The organism is Streptomyces sp. NPDC016640, from assembly GCF_043076215.1.
GTDB lineage: Bacteria > Actinomycetota > Actinomycetes > Streptomycetales > Streptomycetaceae > Streptomyces.
Genome location: NZ_JBIBRG010000004.1, coordinates 470,312 through 491,253 on the forward strand (window position 1 = coordinate 470,312; position 20,942 = coordinate 491,253).

Consider the following 20,942-nt stretch of genomic DNA (forward strand, 5'->3'; position numbering starts at 1 on the left):
CACCAAGCAGGACGGTCGTGGACACCAGCGAGAGCGCTCATCCCCGTCATCGGGCTGCCCGAGCCGTATCTCGTCGACGCCCTCGCGCTGTGCGTCACGGTGCGGACCGTGTACCGCCTGCCCGCGCTGCCGGCCGGGGCGGCCGTCAGGGGCGGCAGCGCGGGATCGTGGAGGGCTTCCGCTGCATCCCCGGACACACCGTCCTGCCGCTGTCCTTCCTCGCCGACATCGTCGCCATGGCCCTCGGCATGCCCCGGGCCCTGTTCCCCCAGTTCGCCTCCGAGACCTTCGCCCCCTACGGCGAGGGGTCCGCCCCGGGGCTGCTGTCCGCCGCGACCGACGAGATGCGCGGCCGGACGCAGGGCGTCTTCACCGTCGTCGTGGCCGGCGGGCCCCGTCCGGCCGACGTGCTGCACGGCACCGCGGGCTCCGCCGTCGGCCCCCGCACGGCCGTCGCCGGCGGCGGGATCCTGGTCGTCGTCGTGATGCCGGGCCTCGCCGCCGCGGTGCCCGCACCGCGGCGCTACCGGGTGTGAGGGCGGTTCACGACCCCCCGCCGTTCACAGCCCCCCGCCGCGCCGGCGCACCGTGTACTGCTCCATCAGCTTGCCGCGCGTCGTCTCCAGCCGGTGGGCGAGGACCTCGGCGACGCTGCGCACCAGCGTCAGCCCGAGCCGCGGATCGTCCTCGCACAGCCGGAGCACGGGCGCCGCTGCGAACTCGTAGGCGCGCACCGGGCTGAAGGCCACCGCGCCGAAGTCCCACCGGTGCGGCGGGAACAGCCAGGACCAGCCCAGCAGGTCGCCCGCGCCCAGGCCGGCCACCGTCACCCGGCGCAGGTCGTTCACCCGCTGGTCCAGCGAGACCGCGCCGGAGCGGATCACCCAGAAACGGTCGGCGGTGCCTCCGGCCTCGAAGATCCGGGTGTCCTCGGGGAAGGACACCTCCCGCGCGAGCGCCATCAGGCGCTCACGCTGCGGTGGGGGGAGGGCGGGCAGGAGTTTGATCGCTTCGGTCATGGGGCGGGGCTCCTCGCCGGGCATCGGTTCCGGTGCTTTCCCTACGTTCATTTCAGCCGCTGCCGCCGTCCGGGGCACCTCGGCGGACGGGAACGCCCCGAGCACGAGGAAGCCCCGGCCGGGCGGGGGAAAGCCGTCCATCCCTGCGAAGACCGGCACCGACGGGCCGGTGGTCCCCGGCACCGTCATGCACCCCGGGCGCCCGGCACGCGCCGGCGCCGGTCCGTACGCCTCCCGGGCCCGAGGCGCAACCGCCCGGTCAGTCCTCCGCCGCGTGCCGGCCCGGCGTCAGGATCTCGTCCAGCACCCGCAGCACGACCTCGTAGGCCACCCGGCGCACCTCGGCCTCCCGCTCGGTCCCCCGACCGCCGGGGTCCGCCGGACCCGGCTCGGCGCCCGGGTCCCGCCATGCCCGCTCCTCCTGGGCCGCCCAGGCTCGCGCCCGCTGGATGCGCCGCAACAGTTCACCGGAATCCACCACATCGGTCATACGGTTCCGCCTACCCCGGTGCGCCGTTGGAATGACCGGCATTCCGCATACGGACAGGAGGTTTGGCGTTACCCGGACAGGTGAGCCGAAAAGGGAGGTCCGAGGCATTCCGCATTGACTTGTCACCGAGCAGGGAGCCGCACGATGTGTGAGAAGTACATGACCGGATACGACGTCGAACCGCCGGTCGCCCGCACGGCGGGGCCGCCGTACCCGTCACGCCCGGCCGAGGTGCGCGAGGCCGTCACGCGGGCGGTGAGCGAACGCTGCCGGGCCACCCACACCCGCTGTGACACGGACGCCCTCGCCGACGCCCTGCTCGTCGCCTCCGAGCTCACCACCAACGCGATCCTGCACGGCGGCGGAATCACCGATTTCCAGATCGACGTCAGCGGTCCCGCGGTGCGCCTGTCGGTGAGCGACCGCAGCGGTGAGCTGCCCGTCGCCCTGCCGCCCGCCGACCACCGGGGACGCCGCCGCCCGGGCGGTCACGGCTGGCCCATCGTGTGCCGGCTGTCCCGCGACATCCGGGTGTCCGATCTGCCCGCCGGCGGCAAGTGCATCACCGCCGTCGTACCCCTGGCCTGACCGGCCGGACGGGTTCCCGGCAGATTCCGCGAATAAGCGGAGTTTGTTCCACCGGGAGTGGGGCAATCGGAGTTTCGTGCTTCGGACCGGAGGCGCGCCGGCGGGAGAGGTACGGCCGCTGTGGACCCTCCGGGTGTCCCGGCGGCGACCGCCCCGCGGTAGATCCCCCCAACCACCGTTCGGGAGCGAACCCGCATGCTCATTGACACGCCCACCCATCGTCCCGATTCCTCCGGCACGACGGCCGCCGCGCAGCGCCGGCGGCACGACGACGCCCCCGACACCGCCGTCCTGTTCACCCGGCTGGCGACACTGGAGGACGGCCCCGAGCGGGACGCGGTCCGCGACGAGCTCGTCACCGCCTGGCTGCCCATGGCCCACCGCATCGCCGGCCGTTTCCGCGACCGCGGCGAGTCCGTCGAGGACCTGCGCCAGGTGGCGGCCCTGGGACTGGTGAAGGCCATCGACCGCTTCGACCCGGAGCGCGGAGCCTTCGAGAGCTATGCCGTCCCCACCATCACCGGCGAGGTCAAGCGGCACTTCCGCGACCGGATGTGGGCCCTGCGCGTGCCCCGCCGGGTGCAGGAGCTGCGCAACAAGGTGAGGATGGCCCGGCGCGAACTCACCCAGAACCCCGGCAGTCCCGAGCCGTCCGTCTCGGACATCGCCGCCCACACCGGGCTGACGGAGGAGGAGGTCACCGCCGGGATGGAGGCACTGGAGAGCTTCAGCACCCTGTCCCTGGACGCGGAACTGTCCTCCGACGACGACGGCTACAGCCTCGCCGACACCCTCGGCGCCTCGGACGACTCCTTCGACACCGTGGTGGACCGCGAGTCCGCCAAGGAGGGGCTGCGCCGGCTCCCGGAGCGCGAGCGCGCCATCCTCTACATGCGTTTCTTCGAGGACATGACCCAGAGCCGTATCGCCGACCGGCTGGGGATCTCCCAGATGCACGTCTCCCGCCTCATCAGCCGCAGCTGCGCGCGGGTGCGCGCCGAGGCGATGGGACAGCGGACGGGCCGGCGCGGCACCGGCGGACACTCGGCGACGGCGTGAGAGACGCCCGCCCGGACCAGGAAGCGACCCACATGCTGAAGCCCCACCCCCTCGTGCTGCGCCGCCTCGTCGAGGAGTACGAGGCCCTGACGGCCACCGGGACCGCGATGGCGGGCGGTCCGGCCGCCCGGGACGCGCGGATCCGCGACCTGGCGTACACCCTGTGCGTGTCGACCGGCACCCGGGACGTAGGGCACGCGCTCGGCACCGCACACCGCTGGCTGGCGGGGGCCGGGGCCCACCTGCCCGCGGCCGCCCGCCGCGACGCCGGTACCGGGACACCGGCCGCCGTATGACCCGCGGCGGGCGGGGAACCCGGGTGCCATGAGCGATTCCGAGTTCCCCCCGGAAGACCGGCCCGTGGACGTCTACCTCGACCTGCTGCGCGTCCGGATGGACCGCGAGGACTACCGGCTTCTGCTCCGTGTGGTGGAGCCGGTGCTGAAGGCGATCGACGAACACCGTATGGCCGGCCTGGACCTCGCGCTGGACGACGGCGACGAGGAACTGCCCCAGGAGGTCCGCGACGAGGCCGCCCTCGTCATCGCGACCGCCGTCACCGGCCGCCTGGACAACGAGGTGGTCGAGCTGGAGGTCGACGACTCCGGACCGGTCCGGGTGGTCACCGACGCGGCGACCGCCGCGGACCCCTCCCGCCTGGACGAGATCGCCGACTTCATCAGGGACCGCCACCGGCAGAACGAGGAACTCCGCGGCATCGCGGAGGCCAGCGGCCTGCCGACCGATTTCTGACCGCCCGTCGGCCGGCTTGCAGCACCCGCGCCTTTCCCGAGGACGCGCCGCTCCTTCGGGGAGCGCGCGTCCTTTCGGGACCCGCCCTCTCCAGGACCCGCCGCCGGACACCTCCGCGGCGGGTCCTGGCTCATCGCCCGGGCGTCTTCACCGGCACCCCCAGCGGCCGGGCCAGTCCCACCACGGCCTCGTCCAGGCGTTCCAGATGCCGCAGCACCCGGTCGGTGACGCGGCCGTAGCGGACGCCGCCGTCGTCACCGAGCAGGGAGGCGATGCTCGCGCCCGTCTCCACCGGCACGGTGACGTCCTCGTCCGCGACCCGGGCCGCGATCGTCCGGATGTTGCGCACCGTGCGTCCGGCCGCCCCGCGCAGCCGGGGATCCGCGGCGATCGAGGGGTGGGTCGGCAGCAGCTCGGCCGTCGCCGCCAGCGAGCGCGCGTGGTACGCGCAGGTCTCCAGCAGCGCCACCACGTACCGGGCGGTCGTGCGCCGGGCCCGCAGCGGGGTGACCGGGTGGGTCAGCGGCTGGGTCGCCGCGCGCAGGTCACCCAGCGCCTGGTCCAGCTCCCGTGCCTTGTCCAGCAGCTCGTCGGCGGGACCGCCGCTGAGCTGGCCCACGGCGGCCTCGCTGACCTCCGCGAGCCGCTCCAGCACGGTGACCAGCAGCTCGTTGGTGCGCCGGTCGGTGTTCACCGGCAGCACCAGCGCCGCCGCGACCACCCCGCAGGCCGCGCCCAGCGCCGTCTCCTCCACGCGCAGCACCAGCACCTCCCAGCTGTAGGTGTGCAGCAGGGTGTACAGCAGTCCGAGCATCGCGGTCACGAAGAACGACATCAGCGTGTAGGACAGCGGCGCCGTGTAGAACATCGCGAAGATCAGGACCAGCACCAGGACGAACGCCGTGAGGGTGTGCCCGCCCACCAGGCCGGCCAGCACGATGCCGGCGACGACGCCGAACACCGTGCCCAGCAGCCGCCGGTAGCCCTTGACCAGGATCTCGCCCGTGGAGGCCGTGTTCAGGAACACGATCCAGCAGGTCAGCACCGCCCAGTACCAGCGGTCCGTGGACAGCAGCTCACCGCCGACGATGGCCAGCGTCGACCCCACGGCGACCTGTACGGCAGCGCGCGTGGTGGGCCGTCGCAGCCCGCCCGGCGACTCGTCCGGCGCGCTCTCCCCGCCCGCGTCGATGGCGGCGTCCTCGGCGTCCAGCTCCTCCCGGGAACGAGTCGTCGCCGGAGTGTCGTCCGACTCGTCCTGCGGACCCTCCAGGGCGACACGCAGTCCCATGACGGCGCGGGCGGCCTCGCCGACGGCCCGGAACACGTCGCGCACCGCCGGTGAGGCGGGCGGCAGGTTCTCCTCGTCCCGGTAGCCGAGCAGCCGGTTGCGCACGTGGGCCAGGGCCGTCCCCGCCGCCCCGGTCCGCACCACCAGCGCGCGCAGCGCCGACAGGTCGCGGCGCAGCAGGGCGGTGGCCTCGTCCGGGCCGGCCGGCCGGACGGCCCGCGGGGCGGGCGCTCCGGGCAGATGCAGGGTGAGGGTGTCCGCCCGCTCGGCGCTGCGCGCGGACAGCAGCAGCAGACCGAGCCGCTCGGCGGCGATCTCGGCGTCCGCGACCCGGCGCTGCACCAGCCGGGCCGTCGACTGGTCGGGCGTGCCCTCCTCCAGGCGGGTCTGGATCATCAGGGCGGTCTCGTGCAGCCGGGCGGTGCCCGTCCGTACGTCCTCCAGCGCCTTGTCCACCTCCTCCGGCCCGGCGTCCAGCAGCGCCAGCTGCGCCGAGACGAGCTGGGCCAGCCGGGCCCGGAAGGCCTGGCGCAGCCGCTCGAGCACACCGGCGGGCGTGACGGGGACGACGGCGAACCGCACCAGGGCACTGCACCCGAAGGCGACGGCCAGGGCGGCCCACAGGCCCGGCAGCTGCCCGGCGGAGGCTCCGACGAACAGGGACAGGAAGTAGACCTGGAAACCGATCAGACCGAGCGCGGTCCCGCGATCGCCGAACCGGCGGCCGTAGACCGCGCAGAAGATGAGGACGACGAAGAAGACGTCGCCCAGGACCACCCGCTCGCTGAGCACCGCGCCCACCGACACGGAGACCAGTGCCACCGGCAGGCCGAGGGCCAGCGTGCGCGCCTGGGCGCCGCGCTGCCTCTCGCGGATGGCGAAGGTGGCCGCCATCGCGGCCATGGCCCCCGCCACCAGACGGGTGACGTCCGACCCCAGCGAGCCGAGCACCGCCAGCGTCAGCGCGATGGCCCCCACCGTCCGCAGCCCGGCCGTCAGCCGCAGCAGCCCGGGATCGGACGCCGCCAGGCGGTCCCGCAGCCGTGCCCGCACCAAGCGTCCCGCCCCTCTCACCCCGCCGCACTCTCTCCCGTCACACCCGTCGGCCGGGTCCCGGATCGCACGTCGCGGGCCGGCCCGGACCGCCCGGTCACCGGGCCGCCCGGCCCGCTTCCCCGACGTGCGTGCGCACCTGCTCCGGCGTCAGATACACGTCGCTGAAGTCGAAGTCCCGCAGGTTGCCGGGCTTGTGCGCCTGGAACCCGGTACGGACGAAATCGTCGCCGGCGACCGCGTTCAGCAGCCAGTTGGTCATCACCCGCGTCTTGGCGACGCCGGTGCGCAGCGCCGACCAGTGGTAGCCGCGGGCCACCGCCTGGGCGGGCAGACCGCGCAGTTCCAGGCCGAGCGGCTTGGACACCGCGTCGGTGCCGCCGAGGTCCACCACCAGTCCGAGGTCCCGGTGCACGTACGGCCGCTTCGGCCGGCCGCGCAGGGTCGCGATGACGTTGTCGGCGACGTGCCTGCCCTGCCGCAGCGCGTGCTGCGCGGTCGGCGGGCACACCGCACCGTCACCCTTGGCCTCGTCGGGCACCGCGGCGGCGTCGCCGAGCGCGAACACCCCGTCGTGACCCGGCAGGCACAGGTCCGCGGTGACCGCGAGCCGCCCCCGCACGGTCTCCGCGCCGAGCGTGGCGATGAGCGGACTGGCGACGACCCCGGCGGTCCAGATCAGGGTACGGGTGGGCACCACCCGGCCGTCGGTGAAGGTGACCTCCTCGGGGCCCGCCTTCGCGATGGAGACGCCCAGCGAGATCTCGACGCCCCGCCGGGTCAGGATCTCCTGCGCGCTGCGCCCGAGCTTCTCGCCGAGCTCGGGCATGAGCTTCGGCGCGATGTCGATCAGGTGCCACTTGATCAGCCCCGGGTCCAGCCGGGGGTAGCGCTTGACGGCGGCGTGCGTCAGCCGCTGGAGGCAGGCCGCGGTCTCGGTGCCGGCGTAACCGCCGCCCACCACCACGAACTGCAGCCGCGAGGTCCGCTCGGCCGGATCGTGACTGGCGTCCGCCAGATCGAGCTGCGAGATGACGTGGTCCCGCAGGTAGGCGGCCTCCGCCAGCGACTTCATGCCGAAGGCGTGGTCCGTCAGCCCGGGGATGTCGAAGGTCCGGGTGACACTGCCGGGGGCCAGCACGATGTAGTCGTAGGGCTCGTTGACGGTCTCGCCGTTGATGGCGCGGACGACGCAGACCTTGGACCTCAGATCCACTCCTATGGCCCCGCCCGGGATGATCCGGGTGCGGTACTTCTCGCTGCGCCGCAGCGAGAGCGCGACCGACTGCGGGGTGAGCACCCCGGAGGCGACCTGGGGGAGCAGGGGCAGATAGAGCTGGTAGGAGAACGGCGTCACCAGCGTCAGCTCGGCCTCGTCGGGGGCGAGCTTGCGTTCCAGCCGCCGCACGCACTCCACACCGGCGAAACCTGCGCCCACCACCAGGATCCTTGGTCGTGTCACGGTGTCCATCCCTTCCTGCGGCTCCAGGCGGTCTGCCTCGAACATCGACTCCACACGCGTGCCCCTGTTCGGCACCACGATGCCCGCACCGGCGCGGGAACGCACCGGGAGGCTCCGGGCCGGCCCGCGCGGGAACCGGTCAGCCGCGCAGGTGGCACAGGAGCAGGCAGACGTCGTCGTCGCGCTCGGAGTCGCTCAGCAGCGGATGCAGGATCCGGTCCGCCGCGTCCTCCAGGTCCGCGCCCAGCTCCGTGGAGCCGAACGCCCCGAGGGCCGCCGCGAGCCGCTCGATACCCGGGTCGATGCCCCGGGCCCGCCGTTCGACCAGCCCGTCCGTGTAGAGCGCGAGCGTGGAACCCGGCGCCAGCCGCTCGGTGTGATCGGCTATCTCCTGCCGCAGCGGGATGCCGAGCATGGCGCCCGGCTTGGCGTCCAGGACGCGCACCCGGCCGTCGGGCAGCCGCAGCACCGGCGGGGGATGCCCCGCGGCGGCCCACGTGAGCGTGTGCTCCTCCGGATGGAACCGCGCGATGACGGCGGTGGCGAACAGGTCGGGCTGCAGGTGGTTCAGGAACTCGTGCAGCCGGGTCAGCAGCCGGCCGGGGCTGCCGCCGTCGACGGCGTAGGCGCGCAGCGCGGTGCGCAGCTGGCTCATCATCATCGCCGCGTGCAGCCCGTGTCCGGTCACATCGCCGACGACGGTGACCAGGCTGCCGTCGCGCTGCCGGAACGCGTCGTACCAGTCGCCGCCGATGTTCAGTCCGTAGGTGGCCGGCAGATAGCGCGCGGCCAGACCCAGGCCCGGCACCGCCGGCAGCTCCGTGAGCAGGGCGCGCTGCAGCGCCTCGGCGATGTCCCGGTTGTGCTCGAAGCGGCGGGCGTTGTCCAGGGCGATGCCGGCCCGCCGGGCGAGCTCGATCAGCATCACCGCGTCGTCCGGGTCCCAGCGCCCGCCGGGCGGCGACAGGGTCAGCACCCCCAGCGGCGCGCGGCGCGTCACCAGCGGGACGCACAGCAGCGGCCGGGCGGGGTCCAGGGGCGACGGCGGCCCGTCGTCCACACCGGGCAGCCCGCCGGGGTGGTCGGCGGCGTACTGCGGACGCCCGGTGCGGGCCGCGCGGACCGCCGCGGCCGGACGGGCCGCGGGCCGGTGCCGCTCGTCCTCGTGGTCGAACAGCCACACGTCGACGCCGCGGGCGTAGCGCGGCACCAGCAGGTCCGGCAGCCGGCGCGCGATCTCCTCGTGGTTCAGCGAGGCGTTCAGGGCGGCGCTCGCGTCCGCGAGGAAGGTCAGTCTGCGGCGCGCGTTCTCCGCCTCGTTGCGCGCGAGGCGCTCGGCGGCGAACGCCTCGCGCTGCGCCCGCCCCGCCGCGTCCAGCTCGGCGTGCAGCGCCAGCACGCCCTGGTTGGTCTGGTGCAGCTCCACCCGGTGGAAGGCGACCAGCTCCTCCTGCTCGGCGAGCCTGTCCAGCACCACGGCCGTGTCCTCGTCGGCGCTCAGCAGCGCCTCGGACAGACCGGCGGGATCATCCGGCACCGTGCCGGTGTCGGACACCCCGTCCGGCTCGGGGCAGGGGACGGTCACCGCCCACGGGGTGCGGTCGGCGGCGCCCTCCGCAGGGGAGGGCGTCAGCACGGCGTGCAGCTCCCCCGCCCCGGCGGGCGGACCGGACGCGGTCAGGGTGAGCACCCAGGTGCCGCCCTTGGCGAGGGACTGCCGCAACCGGCCGCTGAGCGCGGTGGCCAGCCGGGCCCGCTCGACGGTGGGCACCCCGTACGCCGCGGCCGTCCGCGCGACGCCGATACGGGCGCGGGCCGCGTCCGTCACCGTCTCGATCCGCCAGATGCGCGTCATGGGCGCTCCGGCGGTACGGGGGCCAGCACGGCCACGGTGGTGTCGTCCCGCACCGGGCGCGCGGAGCTGCCGGCGTCCCGGACGGTCACGGCGGCCGTCACGGCCGGGTCGGCCGGCGGCCGGTCCAGGTCCGGGGGCGGCGTCCAGCGGCCGGGCAGTCCGTCGGTGTGCAGGACCAGCAGGCTCTCCGCGGTCCAGGCGACCTCCTCCTCGCGCACGGTGTGCGGCCGGTGCACCCCCACGATGCCGGGCCGGGACAGCAGGGACCGCCAGCGGTCGCCCTCCCGCAGCCGGGCCGTCACATTGCCGATCCCCGCGAAGCGGAGCCGGCCGGACCAGATGTCGAGCTGCGCCACGGCGACGGCCGCGCCCCGGGTGCCGACGAGGGCCGAGTGGAGCCTGCGCAGCGACTCGGCGGGCGGGAGAGCGGCCCAGTGGCGCAGCGCCTCGGCCGCCGCGGTCGAGGCGCGGGCCGCCTCGCTCCCGTGGCCCAGGCCGTCGGCCACCATCAGGGTCAGCCGGTCGCCGGACCTCACCCAGGCCCAGGCGTCCCCGGAGAAGTCCGCGCCGGCGAACGGGACGTTGACCGCGCCGGCGCGCACCCCGGGCGCCGGCGACGAGCCGTCCACGCGGGCCGCGTCGTCGGCGGCGGGGCCGACGCGGGCCACCGCCACGGTGCCACGGCCGGGCACGCTGTGCACGTCGAAGTCGTCGGCGAGGCGCCGGCAGGTGCCGAGGCCCGCGCCGAGCGAGCCGGCCGTGGAGAAGCCGTCCCGCCGCGCGCCGGCCACGTCGGCGATGCCCGGTCCGTGGTCGATCGCCGTGATCTGCACGACCCGGCCCGGGTCTCCCTCCCGCGGCACGGCCGGATCCACGACGTCGACGAGGACCTCGCCGGCCCGCGCGTGCTTGAGGAGATTGGTGGCCAGCTCGGTCGCGACCAGCGAGACGGCGGCGGTGCGCCGCTCGTCCAGGACGGCCAGGGCCGCGGCGTCCTCCGCCGCGACCCGGACGTCGCGCACCCGGGTGGAGTCCTGCACCGGCACGTCCCAGACCCTGGGCATCACACGCCCCCGCGCTGCCGGGGCGGCCGGGAGACCCAGGAGGTCACCCGCACCGTGGTTCCCGCCCCCGGAGCGCTCTCGACCGCGAAGTCGTGCACCAGGCGCCGCGCGCCGCCCAGTCCCAAGCCCAGCCCGCCGCCGGAGGTGTAGCCGTCGCTGAGCGCACGGTCGAGGTCGTCGATGCCCGGTCCCGAGTCGCTGAAGGTCAGCCGCAGTCCGTCGGTCCCGCCGTCGGTGACGTGGGTCACCTCCATCCGGCCGCCGCCGCCGTGCACCAGCGTGTTGCGGGCCAGCTCGCTGGCGGCGGTCACCAGTTTCGTCTGGTCGACCAGACCGAAGCCGAGCAGGGCGGCGGCCTGCCGTACATGCTGGCGCAGCCACATCAGGTCCATGTCCGACCGGATGGGCAGACGGGCCTCGACGCCCGCGGCGGCGTGTGTCACGGACCCTCCTCGCGTCTGCCGCCGGAGCGGGTCGGCACGACGGGCTGCGCGAGGAGTTCCAGCGCCGCCTCGGTGGTCAGGGCGGTCCGCAGCCCCGGCAGGGTCAGACCCAGCTCCACCAGGGTGATGGCGACCGCCGGCCGCATGCCGGCCAGCACGGTCCGCGCGGCCAGCAGCTCGGTCTGGGCCGCGATCTCGGCCAGCACCCGCCCGAGGAAGGAGTCGACGATCTCCACGCCGGAGATGTCGATCACCACACCCGCCACCCCGCTGCGGGCGATGGTCTCGGCGAGATCGTTCTGGAGCTGGTGGGCCGTGCTGTCGTACAGGTCTCCCTGCAGGGTGACCAGCAGCACGTCGCCGAGTCTGAGGACCGGCACGTGTCCCGCGACCGGGCGGGCGACGTCCTCGCTCACCGGCGGACCGCACCGTCGGGCGCCGCGTTCACGATGTTCGCCCCCAGCTCGTGCAGGCAGTACCCGAGCGCGTCGGCGAGCGTCGCGCGGGTCTTCACCGTGCCGAGGTCCAGACCCAGGTGCACCATGGTCTGCGCGATCGCCGGACGGATGCCGGACACCACGCACTCCGCGCCCATCAGCCGGGCCGCGGCGACCGTCTTCATCAGGTGCTGGGCCACCAGCGAGTCGACCGTCGGCACACCGGTGATGTCGAGGATCGCGAACCGGGCGTGCTGGTCGACGACCGCGTCCAGCAGGGTCTCCATCACCCCCTGGCTGCGGGCGCTGTCCAGCGTCCCGATCAGCGGGACCGCCACGATGCCGTCCCACAGCTTGATCACCGGGGTCGCCACCTCCAGCAGCTGGAGCCGCTGGCGGTCGATCATGGCCTGTACCTCGCTCAGCGCCGTCTGCATGGTCACCAGACGCAGCGTGCCCATCAGCACGTTGAGTGTCGTCGCGCACTTCCGCAGCCGCTCGGGGGGCTCCGTCCCGAGATCGGCGACCAGGAGATTCTCCACCGGCGCGGTCAGCGCGGCCAGTTCGGCCGACACCTGGGTGGTCGACAGCCCGGCACGGGCGCGGGCCGCTCCCATCCGGGCCAGCTGCTCGCGCACACCGGTGAAGCCCGCGGCGTCAGGATCCTCGACCCGCTCGGAGTCGGCGACCAGGGCCAGCGCGTCGACGACCTCCTTGCCCGCCTCCACCGCTTCGTCGCGCGAGAGCGTGAAGACGGTACGGAACAGGGGCTCGTCCGCCCATCGTTGGGCTATCTGCTCGCGCCGGCGCCGCAGGAAGTCCCTGACCGCGTGCGTCGGTGTTCCGGTCGATCCGCCTTCTTCGTGCTCCGGCACCTGTCGTTCTCCTCCTCGTCGTCCCTGCCGCGTCGCGCCGGGTCCGCCCGGCCGCGGGATCGCGCGTTCCGTTCAGGCTTCCGGTCCGGCGGGATCCTCCGCCGGCCGGTCGACGCGCTCCAGCGCCTCGTCGAGGCTCTCGGAGACGGGGACGGTGATGCTCACGCCCGTCAGGTCGAGGATGCGGCGCACCGCGGGGACGGGGGAGATGATGTGCACGCTCCCCGGCAGATCCCGCGCCTGCTGGTAGACCCGGAGGATGATGTTCATGCCGGACGAGTCCATGAAGGGGACCGCCCGCAGATCGAGCAGGAAGTGCCGGCGGCCGTGATGGAGCTGGTTCGCCAGGTGGTGCTGGAACTCGGTCGCCGTATCGACGTCCAAGTACCCCTCCACCGTGAGCAGGGCCACATCCTCACGCGGAAGGGTCACCTCGACGGACAACGGGTCCTGGGCAATGGGCACGAGTACCTCCAACACGGTGATCAAGCTCTTCGTCGCGCAGCCGCGCGTACCCCCGAATCGCCCGTTCATGCCTGGCCCGTGCCCGCGACGGTGCTTCTCCTCCCAGTCGGCTCCTAGTCCACCCGGATCCCCACGATGCAGGTGTCGTCGTCCGTGTCCGACCTGCTGTACGTGAGCAGCCGGTCCAGCCGCTGGTCGAGCGTGCCCGGAGCGTCGGCGGCGGTGGTGAGCAGATGGGTCAGGGACTCCTCCACGGAGCGGTCCCGGCGCTCGATCAGACCGTCCGTGTACATCAGCAGGTTGTCCCCGGGGGCCAGTCGCAGCTCCCCCTCCTCGTACGCCGCCTCCGGTACGGCACCGAGCAGCAGCCCCCGCACCAGGGGCAGCGCGGCGGCCTCGGAACCCCGCACCAGCACCGGCGGCAGATGACCCGCCCGGGCCCACCGCAGCGTGTGCGAGGCCGGGTCGTACAGGGCGCAGACCGCGGTGGCGGTGACGCCGCCCGTCAGATGGTGCGCCACGATGTTCAGCCACGACAGCAGCTGCCCGGGGCCCGCCCCGGTGACGGCGAGACCGCGCAGCGCGTTGCGCAGCACGACCATGCTGGTCGCCGCCTCTATGCCGTGGCCGGCGACATCGCCCACGCACAGCAGCACCAGCCCGGACGGCAGCACCACGGCGTCGTACCAGTCGCCGCCCACCAGCTGCTCCGCCTCCGCGGGCCGGTAGCGGACGGCCACGTGCAGGTCGGGCACCTGCAACGGCGCCTGGGCGGGCGGCATGATGGCGCGCTGCAACTGCAGTGCCAGCCGGTCGCGCTCACTGGCCTGCTGCTCGGTGTGGGCCAGCTGGTCACGGGTGGCCGCCAGCGCCACCTCCGTCCAGTGCTGGGCCGAGATGTCCTGGTAGGCGCCGCGGGTGGTGAGCAGCCGGCCGTCGGTGTCCAGCACCGGCTCGGCGACGACCCGGATGTGCCGGGTCACCCCGTCGGGCCGTTGCAGCCGGAACGCGGCCGAGGCCGGGCGCCGGTGGTGCAGCAGCGTACGCAGGAAGCGGCCGATGGTGACCGCGTCGTCGGGATGGGCGTGCGCGGGCAGCTCCTCCAGCGGAACCGGAGTGCTGGTCTGCGGGCGTCCGTACAGGTCGAACAGCTGACCGTTCCAGGTGATCTCCCCGGTCAGCAGGTTCTCCTCGAAGCCGCCGATCCGGCCGAGCCGCTGGGCGTGCTGGAGCAGGCTCGCCAGGCGGGCCGTCTCGTCCTCGATGCGCCAGATGAACAGGATGCCCGCGCCGTGCCGGCTCACGCTGATGTCCGCGACCGCCGACAGCGGCACCTGGTCGACGAGCGCGGTCAGGTTCATGCGCCGGGCCCGGAACGGCTCGCCCGTTGCGTACACCCGTTCGATCCGCTGGAACAGCTCGCTGCCCCCGGCGGCCATCGGGTACGCCTCCAGCAGCAGCGCACCGCTGACCATGGCCCGCGGCCGGCCCGCCGGGTCCAGGAAGCGGCTGTTGACGTGCTGGATGCGGAAGTCCACCAGGTTCCCGGAGGCGTCCAGGTGCGGCACGAGGACGAGCGTCGGGTCGTACAGCCCGTCGGCCAGGTCCATGAGTTCCGCGGCGTCCGGCAGCACCCGCGGCGGGTGGTCCGAACCGGCGGGTCCCGTGTTCGTCTCCAGGGTGTGGGCGCACAGCTCCGCCAGGGCCTCCACCTGGCGGACGATCTGCGGGGGCTGCTCCGGCAGCGGCTCGGGCCAGACGATCTCCAGCACGCCGTACACGCGTCCCCCGGTGCCGGCGGGCACGGCCACCCTGCCGCCGTCCGGGTGATGGTGCCGTCCGACGCTGGGCAGGCCCTTGTCGGACGACGACCTGATCCACAGGCCGTCGCGCTCCTCGAGGCCGCACCGGGCCACCGTCGCCACGTCCGGCGGCACGTAGTACCAGCGCGCCGCCTCGGCCGGGGAGAACCCGGCGCTGCCCGCCAGGGTGAGCGACCCGTCGGCGCCGACCGACCAGATCGCCACGGCGACCGCGCCCAGCGGGCGCAGCGCCTGCTCGAGCAGGGACTCCGCCACGGCCTGCGTGTCGTTGGCGGCCAGCGCCCCGCTCTCGGCCGCGCGCAGCCGTACGGCGGCCGGCTCGGCGGCCGGCTCGGTGTCCGGCTCCGGGTTCGCCTCGGCGGCGGCCCGGGTGGCGGCCAGGAAGGCGTCCGTCACCTCCGACATCCGGTCCCGGGCGGCCTGGTTGATGACCTCGACCGCGAACTCCAGCGGGTTCGTCCCCGCCTGCTCGGTCAGTTCGGAGAGCTGGCGCGCGGCCTGCGCGGGACCGCATCCCAGGCGCTCGACGAGGATGCCCTTGGCGAGCTCGATCAGCGCCCGCCCCTCGGCCTCGGCCTGCGCGGCCCGTACCTCACGGCTGAGCCGCTCCACCGTGGCGGCCAGCCTGCCCACGGGGGAGCGGGCGGACACCCCCGCGGGCCCGGCGGAGGAAGGCTCGAGCCGCGACCGGTCCGGATGCTGGTCGACGCTCATGCCGACAGCCAGCGGCGGACGCGGGTGATCAGGTCCTCGGCGTCGACCGGTTTGGTGACGTAGTCACTGGCCCCCGAGGCGAGGCTCTTCTCCCGGTCGCCGGGCATCGCCTTCGCCGTGACGGCGATGATCGGCAGCTCGGCGTACTGCGGCATCGCGCGGATCTCGGCCGTGGCCGCGTAGCCGTCCAGCTCGGGCATCATCACATCCATCAGCACGAGCGCCACGTCCGGGTTGTTCACCAGTGCCTCGATGCCCTTGCGGCCGTCTTCCGCGTGCAGCACGCGGAAGCCGTGCAGTTCCAGGATCCCGCTGAGCGCGAAGAGGTTGCGCGCGTCGTCGTCGACGACGAGGACGGTACGGCCCGAGAACGGGCCGTCCACCACCGTCTCCGGTGCCGCCGACTGCGTCTCGTCCGCCCGCACCAGCGACAGCACGTCGCCGGGCTCCTCGGCGGCGAGGTGCAGCACGATGCGTTCGCGCAGTTCGTCGAGGCTGGAGAGGAACTCCAGCGCCGTGCCCTCGGAGCGGGAGCGCAGGACCTTCTCGACCGCCGCGTCGGCGGGGTGCCCGCTGTGCACCAGCACCGGCACGCTCGCCAGGGCGGCGTCGCCCCGCAGCGCTTCCAGGAAGCGGGTGACCTCCTCCTGCGGCATGCCGAGGTCCAGCACCACGCAGTGGCAGGGATCGGCGGCCAGCGCACCGGCGGCCTCCTGGGCGCCGACGGCGGTGATCACGTCGACCGGGAGCCGGGAGGAAGCGTCGCCCCGGCCGTGCGAGACGTCCTGGACGACGCTCTCCGCGACCAGGGTCAGCAGGCCCCGGGGCCGCTCCTCCAGGACGAGCAGGCGCCGCGGACGCGGTCTGGACCCCGCCCCCGCCTCGATCGCCGGCGGCTGCCCGGAGGGCTCGCCCGGGATCACCTCGCCCGCGATCCGGTCCTGCGCGGGGGCGGGCCGCAGCACGTTCTCGAACTCCGGCCGGGCCACCGGCAGGAACAGCGTGAACGTGCTGCCCTGGCCCGCGACGCTCTCCACCGTGACCGCGCCGCCGAGCAGATGCGCGATCTCCCGGGTGATGGACAGACCGAGCCCCGTACCCCCGTACTTGCGGCTCGTCGTGCCGTCCGCCTGCTGGAACGCGCCGAAGATCGCCTCCAGGTGCTGTTCCGGGATGCCCACACCGGTGTCCCGCACCCGGAAGGCCGCCACCGGCCCGCCACGCAGCACGCCGCCGGGCACCTCGTCGTCCGGCGCGGGTTCGATCCGCAGCTCCACCCCGCCCCGCTCGGTGAACTTGACCGCGTTGGACAGCAGATTGCGCAGCACCTGCCGCAGTCTGGAGTCGTCGGTGAGCAGGTCGGCCGGAGCGCCCGGCGCCGTCGTCACCGTGAAGTCCAGGTTCTTCTGCATCGTCATGGGCCGGAAGGTGGCCTCGACGTACTCGATGAGCCGGCGCAGCTCCACCCGCTCGGGGCTGACGTCCATCTTCCCGGCCTCGACCTTGGACAGGTCGAGGATGTCGTTGATCAGCTGCAGCAGGTCCGAGCCCGCCGAGTGGATGATCTGCGCGTACTCGACCTGCTTGGGGCTGAGGTTGCGCGAGGGGTTCTGGGCGAGCAGCTGGGCCAGGATCAGCAGGCTGTTCAGCGGGGTGCGCAGTTCGTGGCTCATGTTGGCCAGGAACTCCGACTTGTACTTCGAGGCCAGCGACAACTGCTGTGCGCGTGCCTCGAGTTCCTGCCGGGCCTGTTCGATCTGCCAGTTCTTCGCCTCGATGTCCCGGTTCTGCGAGGCCAGCAGCGCCGCCTTGTCCTCCAGCTCGGCGTTGGAGTGCTGGAGTTCCTCCTGCTGGGCCTGCAACTCCGCCGAACGCTGCTGCAGTTCGGCGGTGAGCCGCTGCGACTCGACCAGCAGCTCGTCGGTCCGGGCGTTGGCCACGATGGTGTTGACGTTGACGCCGATGGTCTCCATCGACTGCGCCAGGAAGTCCTGGTGGACCTGGGTGAACGGGGTCACCGAAGCCAGCTCGATGACTCCCAGGACCTGGCCCTCGACCACGATGGGCAGCAGCACCAGCGCGGTCGGCACCACCCGGCCGAGCCCGGAGGAGATGGTCACGTAGTCCGGCGGCAGCTCGTCCACCACGATGGTGCGGCGGCTGCGCGCGGCCTGGCCGACCAGGGTGCGGCCGAAGGCGATCCGGGCGGGACGGTCCTCGTCGTCGGGGTAGCCGTAGGAGCCGACGAGGCGCAGCTCGGGGCCCTTCTCGCCGTCCTCCGCGAGATAGAAGGCGCCGTACTGGGCCGACACCAGCGGCACCAGCTCGTCCATGATCAGCTCGGCGACCACGGGCAGGTCGCGGTGTCCCTGCATCAGCCCGGAGACCCGGGCGAGGTTGGTCTTGAGCCAGTCCTGTTCCTGGTTGGCCCGGGTGGTCTCGCGCAGGGACTCCACCATCGCGTTGATGTTGTCCTTGAGCTCGGCGACCTCGCCGGAGGCCTCCACGTTGACGGACCGGGTCAGGTCGCCCTCGGCGACGGCGCTCGTGACCTCGGCGATGGCCCGGACCTGGCGGGTCAGGTTGCCGGCCAGTTCGTTGACGTTCTCGGTCAGCCGCTTCCAGGTGCCGGAGACCCCCTCGACCTCCGCCTGGCCGCCGAGGCGTCCTTCGGTGCCGACCTCGCGGGCGACGCGGGTGACCTCCTGGGCGAAGGCGGAGAGCTGGTCGACCATCGTGTTGATGGTCGTCTTCAGCTCGAGGATCTCGCCGCGCGCGTCCACGTCGATCTTCTTCGACAGGTCGCCCAGGGCCACGGCGGTCGTCACCAGCGCGATGTTGCGCACCTGGCCGGTGAGGTTGTTGGCCATGGAGTTGACGTTGTCGGTGAGGTCCTTCCAGGTGCCCGCGACACCGGGCACGTGGGCCTGGCCGCCGAGGCGTCCTTCGGTGCCGACCTCGCGGGCGACGCGGGTGACCTCGTCGGCGAACGCCGACAGCGTGTCCACCATCGTGTTGATGACGTCGGCCAGCGCGGCGACCTCACCGGCGGCCTCGACCCTGATCCGCTGCGACAGGTCGCCCCGGCCGACCGCGGAGGCGACCTGGGCGATGGAGCGGACCTGACCGGTCAGGTTGGACGCCATCACGTTGACGTTGTCGGTGAGGTCCTTCCAGGTGCCGGAGACGCCCCGCACCTGGGCCTGGCCGCCGAGGCGTCCTTCGGTGCCGACCTCGCGGGCGACGCGGGTGACCTCGTCGGCGAAGGCGGAGAGCTGGTCGACCATCGTGTTGATGGTGTTCTTGAGTTCGAGGATCTCGCCGCGGGCGTCCACGGTGATCTTCTGCGACAGGTCGCCCTTCGCGACGGCCGTCGCCACCAGGGCGATGTTGCGGACCTGGCCGGTGAGGTTGCCCGCCATGAAGTTCACCGAGTGGGTGAGGTCGCGCCAGGTGCCCTTGACGCCCTGCACATCGGCCTGGCCGCCGAGGCGTCCTTCGGTGCCGACCTCGCGGGCGACGCGGGTGACCTCGTCGGCGAAGGCGGAGAGCTGGTCGACCATCGTGTTGATGGTGTTCTTGAGTTCGAGGATCTCGCCGCGGGCGTCCACGGTGATCTTCTGCGACAGGTCGCCCTTCGCGACGGCCGTCGTCACCTGCGCCACATTGCGGACCTGCGCGGTGAGGTTGCCCGCCATGGCGTTGACCGAGTCCGTCAGATCGGCCCAGGTGCCGGAGACCCCCGGCACGTGCGCCTGCCCGCCCAGCGCTCCCTCGGTACCGACCTCGCGGGCCACGCGCGTCACCTCGGAGGTGAACACCGACAGCTGGTCCACCATGCCGTTGAAGACCTTGGCGATGTCTCCCATGAGGCCGTCCCCGCCGTCCGGCAGCCGGGTACCGAAATCCCCGTCCCGTACGGCGGTCAGCCCCGCCAGAAGTTGCCTCAGCTCCCGGTCCCCCGGAGACGCCTCGGCACCCCTGGTGCTCTTGCTGGTCATGGCACCCTCGTCCCGGCGAAGTCGATGCGCGTTTCCGCAGTTCACGGATCTGCTTGGTAGGAAAATACGTCGAAGGCTAACCCAGGTCGCGGTCGCCCAACAAACACGTGACATCCTGGAGACCGTACGCGAACCCCGCGGCGCGCGATTTCCGGTCCGGGCCTTTCGAATGCGCCCGTCCCTGACGGGTATGTGCTGCTGTGGAGCCGGACGGGCCCGGACACGGACCCCTCCCGCTCCGGGATCCGTCGTTCACCGGGAAGGCAAGGAGCAGTGCCCATCGACAGCATCTGGTCGTACGCGCCGGACCTGGTCCACATGGAGGGCCGGGACCTGACGGGCTACACCGTCGTCGCGAGTGACGGCACCATCGGCCACGTGGACCGCCAGGCCGGCCACCACGGGATGCGGCACCTCGTCGTGGACACCGGTGTGTGGGTGTTCGGGCGCAGCATCCTGGTGCCGGTCGGCGTCGTCGAGGCCGCCGACGCCGCGGAGCGGAAGCTGACGGTGTCCTGCAGCAGGGCCGAGGTGAAGGCGGCGCCCCGGTTCCACACCGACAGCGAGACCATGGACCCCGCCTATCTGACCGCGGTCGGTGACTACTACCACCGGCTGCCGCCGCGCGGGGGCAGCACCGGGTGAGCACCGCGCCGACGGACCGGACGCCGGACACGAAGGCCGACACACCCGCCGGCGCACGGGCGCACGCCGAGGCCGTGGTGCGCGCCCGATGGGGGGCCGAGGGCCGCACCCCCCACCACCAGGACATGATCGACCTCGCGCTCGTCGTCTCGGAGCTGGTCACCAACGCGATCCGGCACGGCGCCGGACTGGCCGGCTTCGACGCCCGCCCGACGGACGAGGGGGTGCTGATCGCCGTGCACGATCACAGCGACGTGGTCCCCGAGGCCGCCGGCGGAACCGCCTCCCTGCCCGTCGTCCACCACGGCAGCGGTTACGGCTGGCCCCTCGTGACCAGACTGGCGCGGGACGTCGGCATCAGCCCCCGCCCCGGGGGCGGCAAGACGATCAGCGTGCTGGTCCCTCTGCGCGACGCCCCCGTGCCCTGAGCGGCGGGGAACGGCGCGTCACCACGGCAGGAAGACGTGGATGTCCTTGCCGCGATCGTCGGTGACCACACTGACCTGATCGCACAGGGTGTGGATCAGGTGCCAGCCGATACCGCCCGCACCGTGGTTCGGGTGGAAGGGCCGTGGGGCCGGCTCCGTGGTACTGGTGTCGTGCATCACCACATGCACCCCGTCGAACGTCCTGCGCAGACGCAGTTCGAAGGGGCCCGGTGCGTACTGCACCGCATTGGCGGCCAGTTCCGTGACCACCAGGAGTATGTCGTCCCAGTGCTCCGGAGCCGACGGCGCCGCCACACGGGCCAGGTCGAAGAGGAATTCCTCCGCGACCAGGCGCGCCTCCGTCACGTCGTGCAGCTCCCCCGGGAAGCCGGCGACGCGGCTCGTTATCTCCTCGGCAGCCAGTGTCTCGTCCCTACGCGGCTCGGGTGCCATCTCGCCTTCCGGGCCCCGGCATCA

19 protein-coding genes and 1 pseudogene are annotated in these 20,942 nt (G+C 73.3%); 7 read left to right on the forward strand and 13 right to left on the reverse strand.

Annotated features, from left to right (window positions below):
- Positions 1-27: 27 nt before the first annotated feature.
- Positions 28-536 (forward strand): annotated as a pseudogene (locus ACF07S_RS11940) (hypothetical protein); the annotation flags it as partial.
- A 24-nt stretch (positions 537-560) separates the two neighbouring features.
- On the opposite strand, the gene ACF07S_RS11945 reads toward ACF07S_RS11940, so the two are convergent.
- Entirely contained in the window at positions 561-1,019 is a 459-nt protein-coding gene (locus ACF07S_RS11945; RefSeq protein ID WP_391963981.1) for a cyclic nucleotide-binding domain-containing protein, read from the reverse strand.
- A 259-nt stretch (positions 1,020-1,278) separates the two neighbouring features.
- Positions 1,279-1,509 (reverse strand): hypothetical protein, encoded by a 231-nt coding sequence (locus tag ACF07S_RS11950; RefSeq protein WP_391963980.1) that lies wholly within the window; start codon positions 1,507-1,509, stop codon positions 1,279-1,281.
- Positions 1,510-1,653: 144 nt separating this feature from the next.
- On the opposite strand from ACF07S_RS11950, the gene ACF07S_RS11955 reads away from it, so the two are divergent.
- The 4 genes from ACF07S_RS11955 (at position 1,654) to ACF07S_RS11970 (ending at position 3,909) form a co-directional block, all read left to right on the forward strand.
- Positions 1,654-2,097: an ATP-binding protein gene (locus ACF07S_RS11955; protein ID WP_391974099.1), complete on the forward strand. Its 444-nt coding sequence runs from the start codon at positions 1,654-1,656 to the stop codon at positions 2,095-2,097.
- A gap of 195 nt (positions 2,098-2,292) precedes the next feature.
- Positions 2,293-3,156, forward strand: coding sequence for an RNA polymerase sigma factor SigF (locus ACF07S_RS11960; protein ID WP_391963978.1), 864 nt, complete (start codon positions 2,293-2,295; stop codon positions 3,154-3,156).
- Between the two features lie 32 nt (positions 3,157-3,188).
- Positions 3,189-3,452, forward strand: a complete 264-nt coding sequence (locus tag ACF07S_RS11965) for a DUF5133 domain-containing protein (protein WP_391963977.1) — start codon at positions 3,189-3,191, stop codon at positions 3,450-3,452.
- A gap of 28 nt (positions 3,453-3,480) precedes the next feature.
- Complete coding sequence (locus ACF07S_RS11970; RefSeq protein ID WP_391963976.1) at positions 3,481-3,909, forward strand: hypothetical protein; 429 nt, start codon at positions 3,481-3,483, stop codon at positions 3,907-3,909.
- Positions 3,910-4,039: 130 nt separating this feature from the next.
- Here the strand turns inward: ACF07S_RS11970 and ACF07S_RS11975 are convergent, their stop codons facing one another.
- The 10 genes from ACF07S_RS11975 to ACF07S_RS12020 form a co-directional block, all read right to left on the reverse strand.
- Complete coding sequence (locus ACF07S_RS11975; RefSeq protein ID WP_391974100.1) at positions 4,040-6,274, reverse strand: FUSC family protein; 2,235 nt, start codon at positions 6,272-6,274, stop codon at positions 4,040-4,042.
- 76 nt (positions 6,275-6,350) lie between these two features.
- On the reverse strand, positions 6,351-7,724 hold the full coding sequence (locus ACF07S_RS11980) for an NAD(P)/FAD-dependent oxidoreductase (RefSeq protein WP_391974118.1): 1,374 nt from the start codon (positions 7,722-7,724) through the stop codon (positions 6,351-6,353).
- Positions 7,725-7,854: 130 nt separating this feature from the next.
- On the reverse strand, positions 7,855-9,570 hold the full coding sequence (locus tag ACF07S_RS11985; protein ID WP_391974101.1) for a PP2C family protein-serine/threonine phosphatase: 1,716 nt from the start codon (positions 9,568-9,570) through the stop codon (positions 7,855-7,857).
- Positions 9,567-10,634, reverse strand: a complete 1,068-nt coding sequence (locus ACF07S_RS11990) for a SpoIIE family protein phosphatase (RefSeq protein WP_391963973.1) — start codon at positions 10,632-10,634, stop codon at positions 9,567-9,569. The genes ACF07S_RS11985 and ACF07S_RS11990 overlap by 4 nt, the downstream gene beginning before the upstream one ends.
- Positions 10,634-11,026, reverse strand: a complete 393-nt coding sequence (locus tag ACF07S_RS11995) for an anti-sigma regulatory factor (protein ID WP_391964323.1) — start codon at positions 11,024-11,026, stop codon at positions 10,634-10,636. Before ACF07S_RS11995 ends, ACF07S_RS11990 begins: the two co-directional genes overlap by 1 nt.
- Before the next feature lie 47 nt (positions 11,027-11,073).
- Positions 11,074-11,493 carry an STAS domain-containing protein gene (locus tag ACF07S_RS12000; protein ID WP_391963972.1) on the reverse strand — a complete coding sequence of 140 codons (420 nt, stop codon included), beginning with the start codon at positions 11,491-11,493 and terminating at the stop codon, positions 11,074-11,076.
- Positions 11,490-12,389 carry an STAS domain-containing protein gene (locus ACF07S_RS12005; protein WP_391974102.1) on the reverse strand — a complete coding sequence of 300 codons (900 nt, stop codon included), beginning with the start codon at positions 12,387-12,389 and terminating at the stop codon, positions 11,490-11,492. Before ACF07S_RS12005 ends, ACF07S_RS12000 begins: the two co-directional genes overlap by 4 nt.
- A gap of 72 nt (positions 12,390-12,461) precedes the next feature.
- Positions 12,462-12,854, reverse strand: coding sequence for an STAS domain-containing protein (locus ACF07S_RS12010; RefSeq protein ID WP_391963970.1), 393 nt, complete (start codon positions 12,852-12,854; stop codon positions 12,462-12,464).
- Between the two features lie 113 nt (positions 12,855-12,967).
- Positions 12,968-15,391 carry a SpoIIE family protein phosphatase gene (locus ACF07S_RS12015; protein ID WP_391963969.1) on the reverse strand — a complete coding sequence of 808 codons (2,424 nt, stop codon included), beginning with the start codon at positions 15,389-15,391 and terminating at the stop codon, positions 12,968-12,970.
- Entirely contained in the window at positions 15,388-19,392 is a 4,005-nt protein-coding gene (locus ACF07S_RS12020; RefSeq protein WP_391974103.1) for a HAMP domain-containing protein, read from the reverse strand. The genes ACF07S_RS12015 and ACF07S_RS12020 overlap by 4 nt, the downstream gene beginning before the upstream one ends.
- A gap of 273 nt (positions 19,393-19,665) precedes the next feature.
- Here ACF07S_RS12020 and ACF07S_RS12025 point away from each other — a divergent pair, with 273 nt between their 5' ends.
- Positions 19,666-20,037, forward strand: coding sequence for a PRC-barrel domain-containing protein (locus ACF07S_RS12025; RefSeq protein ID WP_391963967.1), 372 nt, complete (start codon positions 19,666-19,668; stop codon positions 20,035-20,037).
- A complete protein-coding gene (locus tag ACF07S_RS12030) occupies positions 20,034-20,465 on the forward strand; it encodes an ATP-binding protein (protein ID WP_391963966.1) in 432 nt (143 codons plus the stop codon). Before ACF07S_RS12025 ends, ACF07S_RS12030 begins: the two co-directional genes overlap by 4 nt.
- Positions 20,466-20,483: 18 nt before the next feature.
- On the opposite strand, the gene ACF07S_RS12035 is transcribed toward ACF07S_RS12030, so the two are convergent.
- A complete protein-coding gene (locus ACF07S_RS12035) occupies positions 20,484-20,918 on the reverse strand; it encodes an ATP-binding protein (RefSeq protein ID WP_391963965.1) in 435 nt (144 codons plus the stop codon).
- Between the last annotated feature and the right edge of the window lie 24 nt (positions 20,919-20,942).

What these genes read in the sequence shown, in the direction of transcription:
- ACF07S_RS11995 (WP_391964323.1), bottom strand. Translation starts at nt 11,026, where the DNA reads ATGGACCTGATGTGGCTGCGCCAGCATGTACGGCAGGCCGCCGCCCTG.
- ACF07S_RS12020 (WP_391974103.1), bottom strand. Translation starts at nt 19,392, where the DNA reads ATGACCAGCAAGAGCACCAGGGGTGCCGAGGCGTCTCCGGGGGACCGG.
- ACF07S_RS11990 (WP_391963973.1), bottom strand. Translation starts at nt 10,634, where the DNA reads ATGCCCAGGGTCTGGGACGTGCCGGTGCAGGACTCCACCCGGGTGCGC.
- ACF07S_RS11980 (WP_391974118.1), bottom strand. Translation starts at nt 7,724, where the DNA reads ATGGACACCGTGACACGACCAAGGATCCTGGTGGTGGGCGCAGGTTTC.
- ACF07S_RS11955 (WP_391974099.1), top strand. Translation starts at nt 1,654, where the DNA reads ATGTGTGAGAAGTACATGACCGGATACGACGTCGAACCGCCGGTCGCC.
- ACF07S_RS12015 (WP_391963969.1), bottom strand. Translation starts at nt 15,391, where the DNA reads ATGAGCGTCGACCAGCATCCGGACCGGTCGCGGCTCGAGCCTTCCTCC.
- ACF07S_RS11945 (WP_391963981.1), bottom strand. Translation starts at nt 1,019, where the DNA reads ATGACCGAAGCGATCAAACTCCTGCCCGCCCTCCCCCCACCGCAGCGT.
- ACF07S_RS11970 (WP_391963976.1), top strand. Translation starts at nt 3,481, where the DNA reads ATGAGCGATTCCGAGTTCCCCCCGGAAGACCGGCCCGTGGACGTCTAC.
- ACF07S_RS12035 (WP_391963965.1), bottom strand. Translation starts at nt 20,918, where the DNA reads ATGGCACCCGAGCCGCGTAGGGACGAGACACTGGCTGCCGAGGAGATA.
- ACF07S_RS11950 (WP_391963980.1), bottom strand. Translation starts at nt 1,509, where the DNA reads ATGACCGATGTGGTGGATTCCGGTGAACTGTTGCGGCGCATCCAGCGG.
- ACF07S_RS11965 (WP_391963977.1), top strand. Translation starts at nt 3,189, where the DNA reads ATGCTGAAGCCCCACCCCCTCGTGCTGCGCCGCCTCGTCGAGGAGTAC.
- ACF07S_RS11985 (WP_391974101.1), bottom strand. Translation starts at nt 9,570, where the DNA reads ATGACGCGCATCTGGCGGATCGAGACGGTGACGGACGCGGCCCGCGCC.
- ACF07S_RS11960 (WP_391963978.1), top strand. Translation starts at nt 2,293, where the DNA reads ATGCTCATTGACACGCCCACCCATCGTCCCGATTCCTCCGGCACGACG.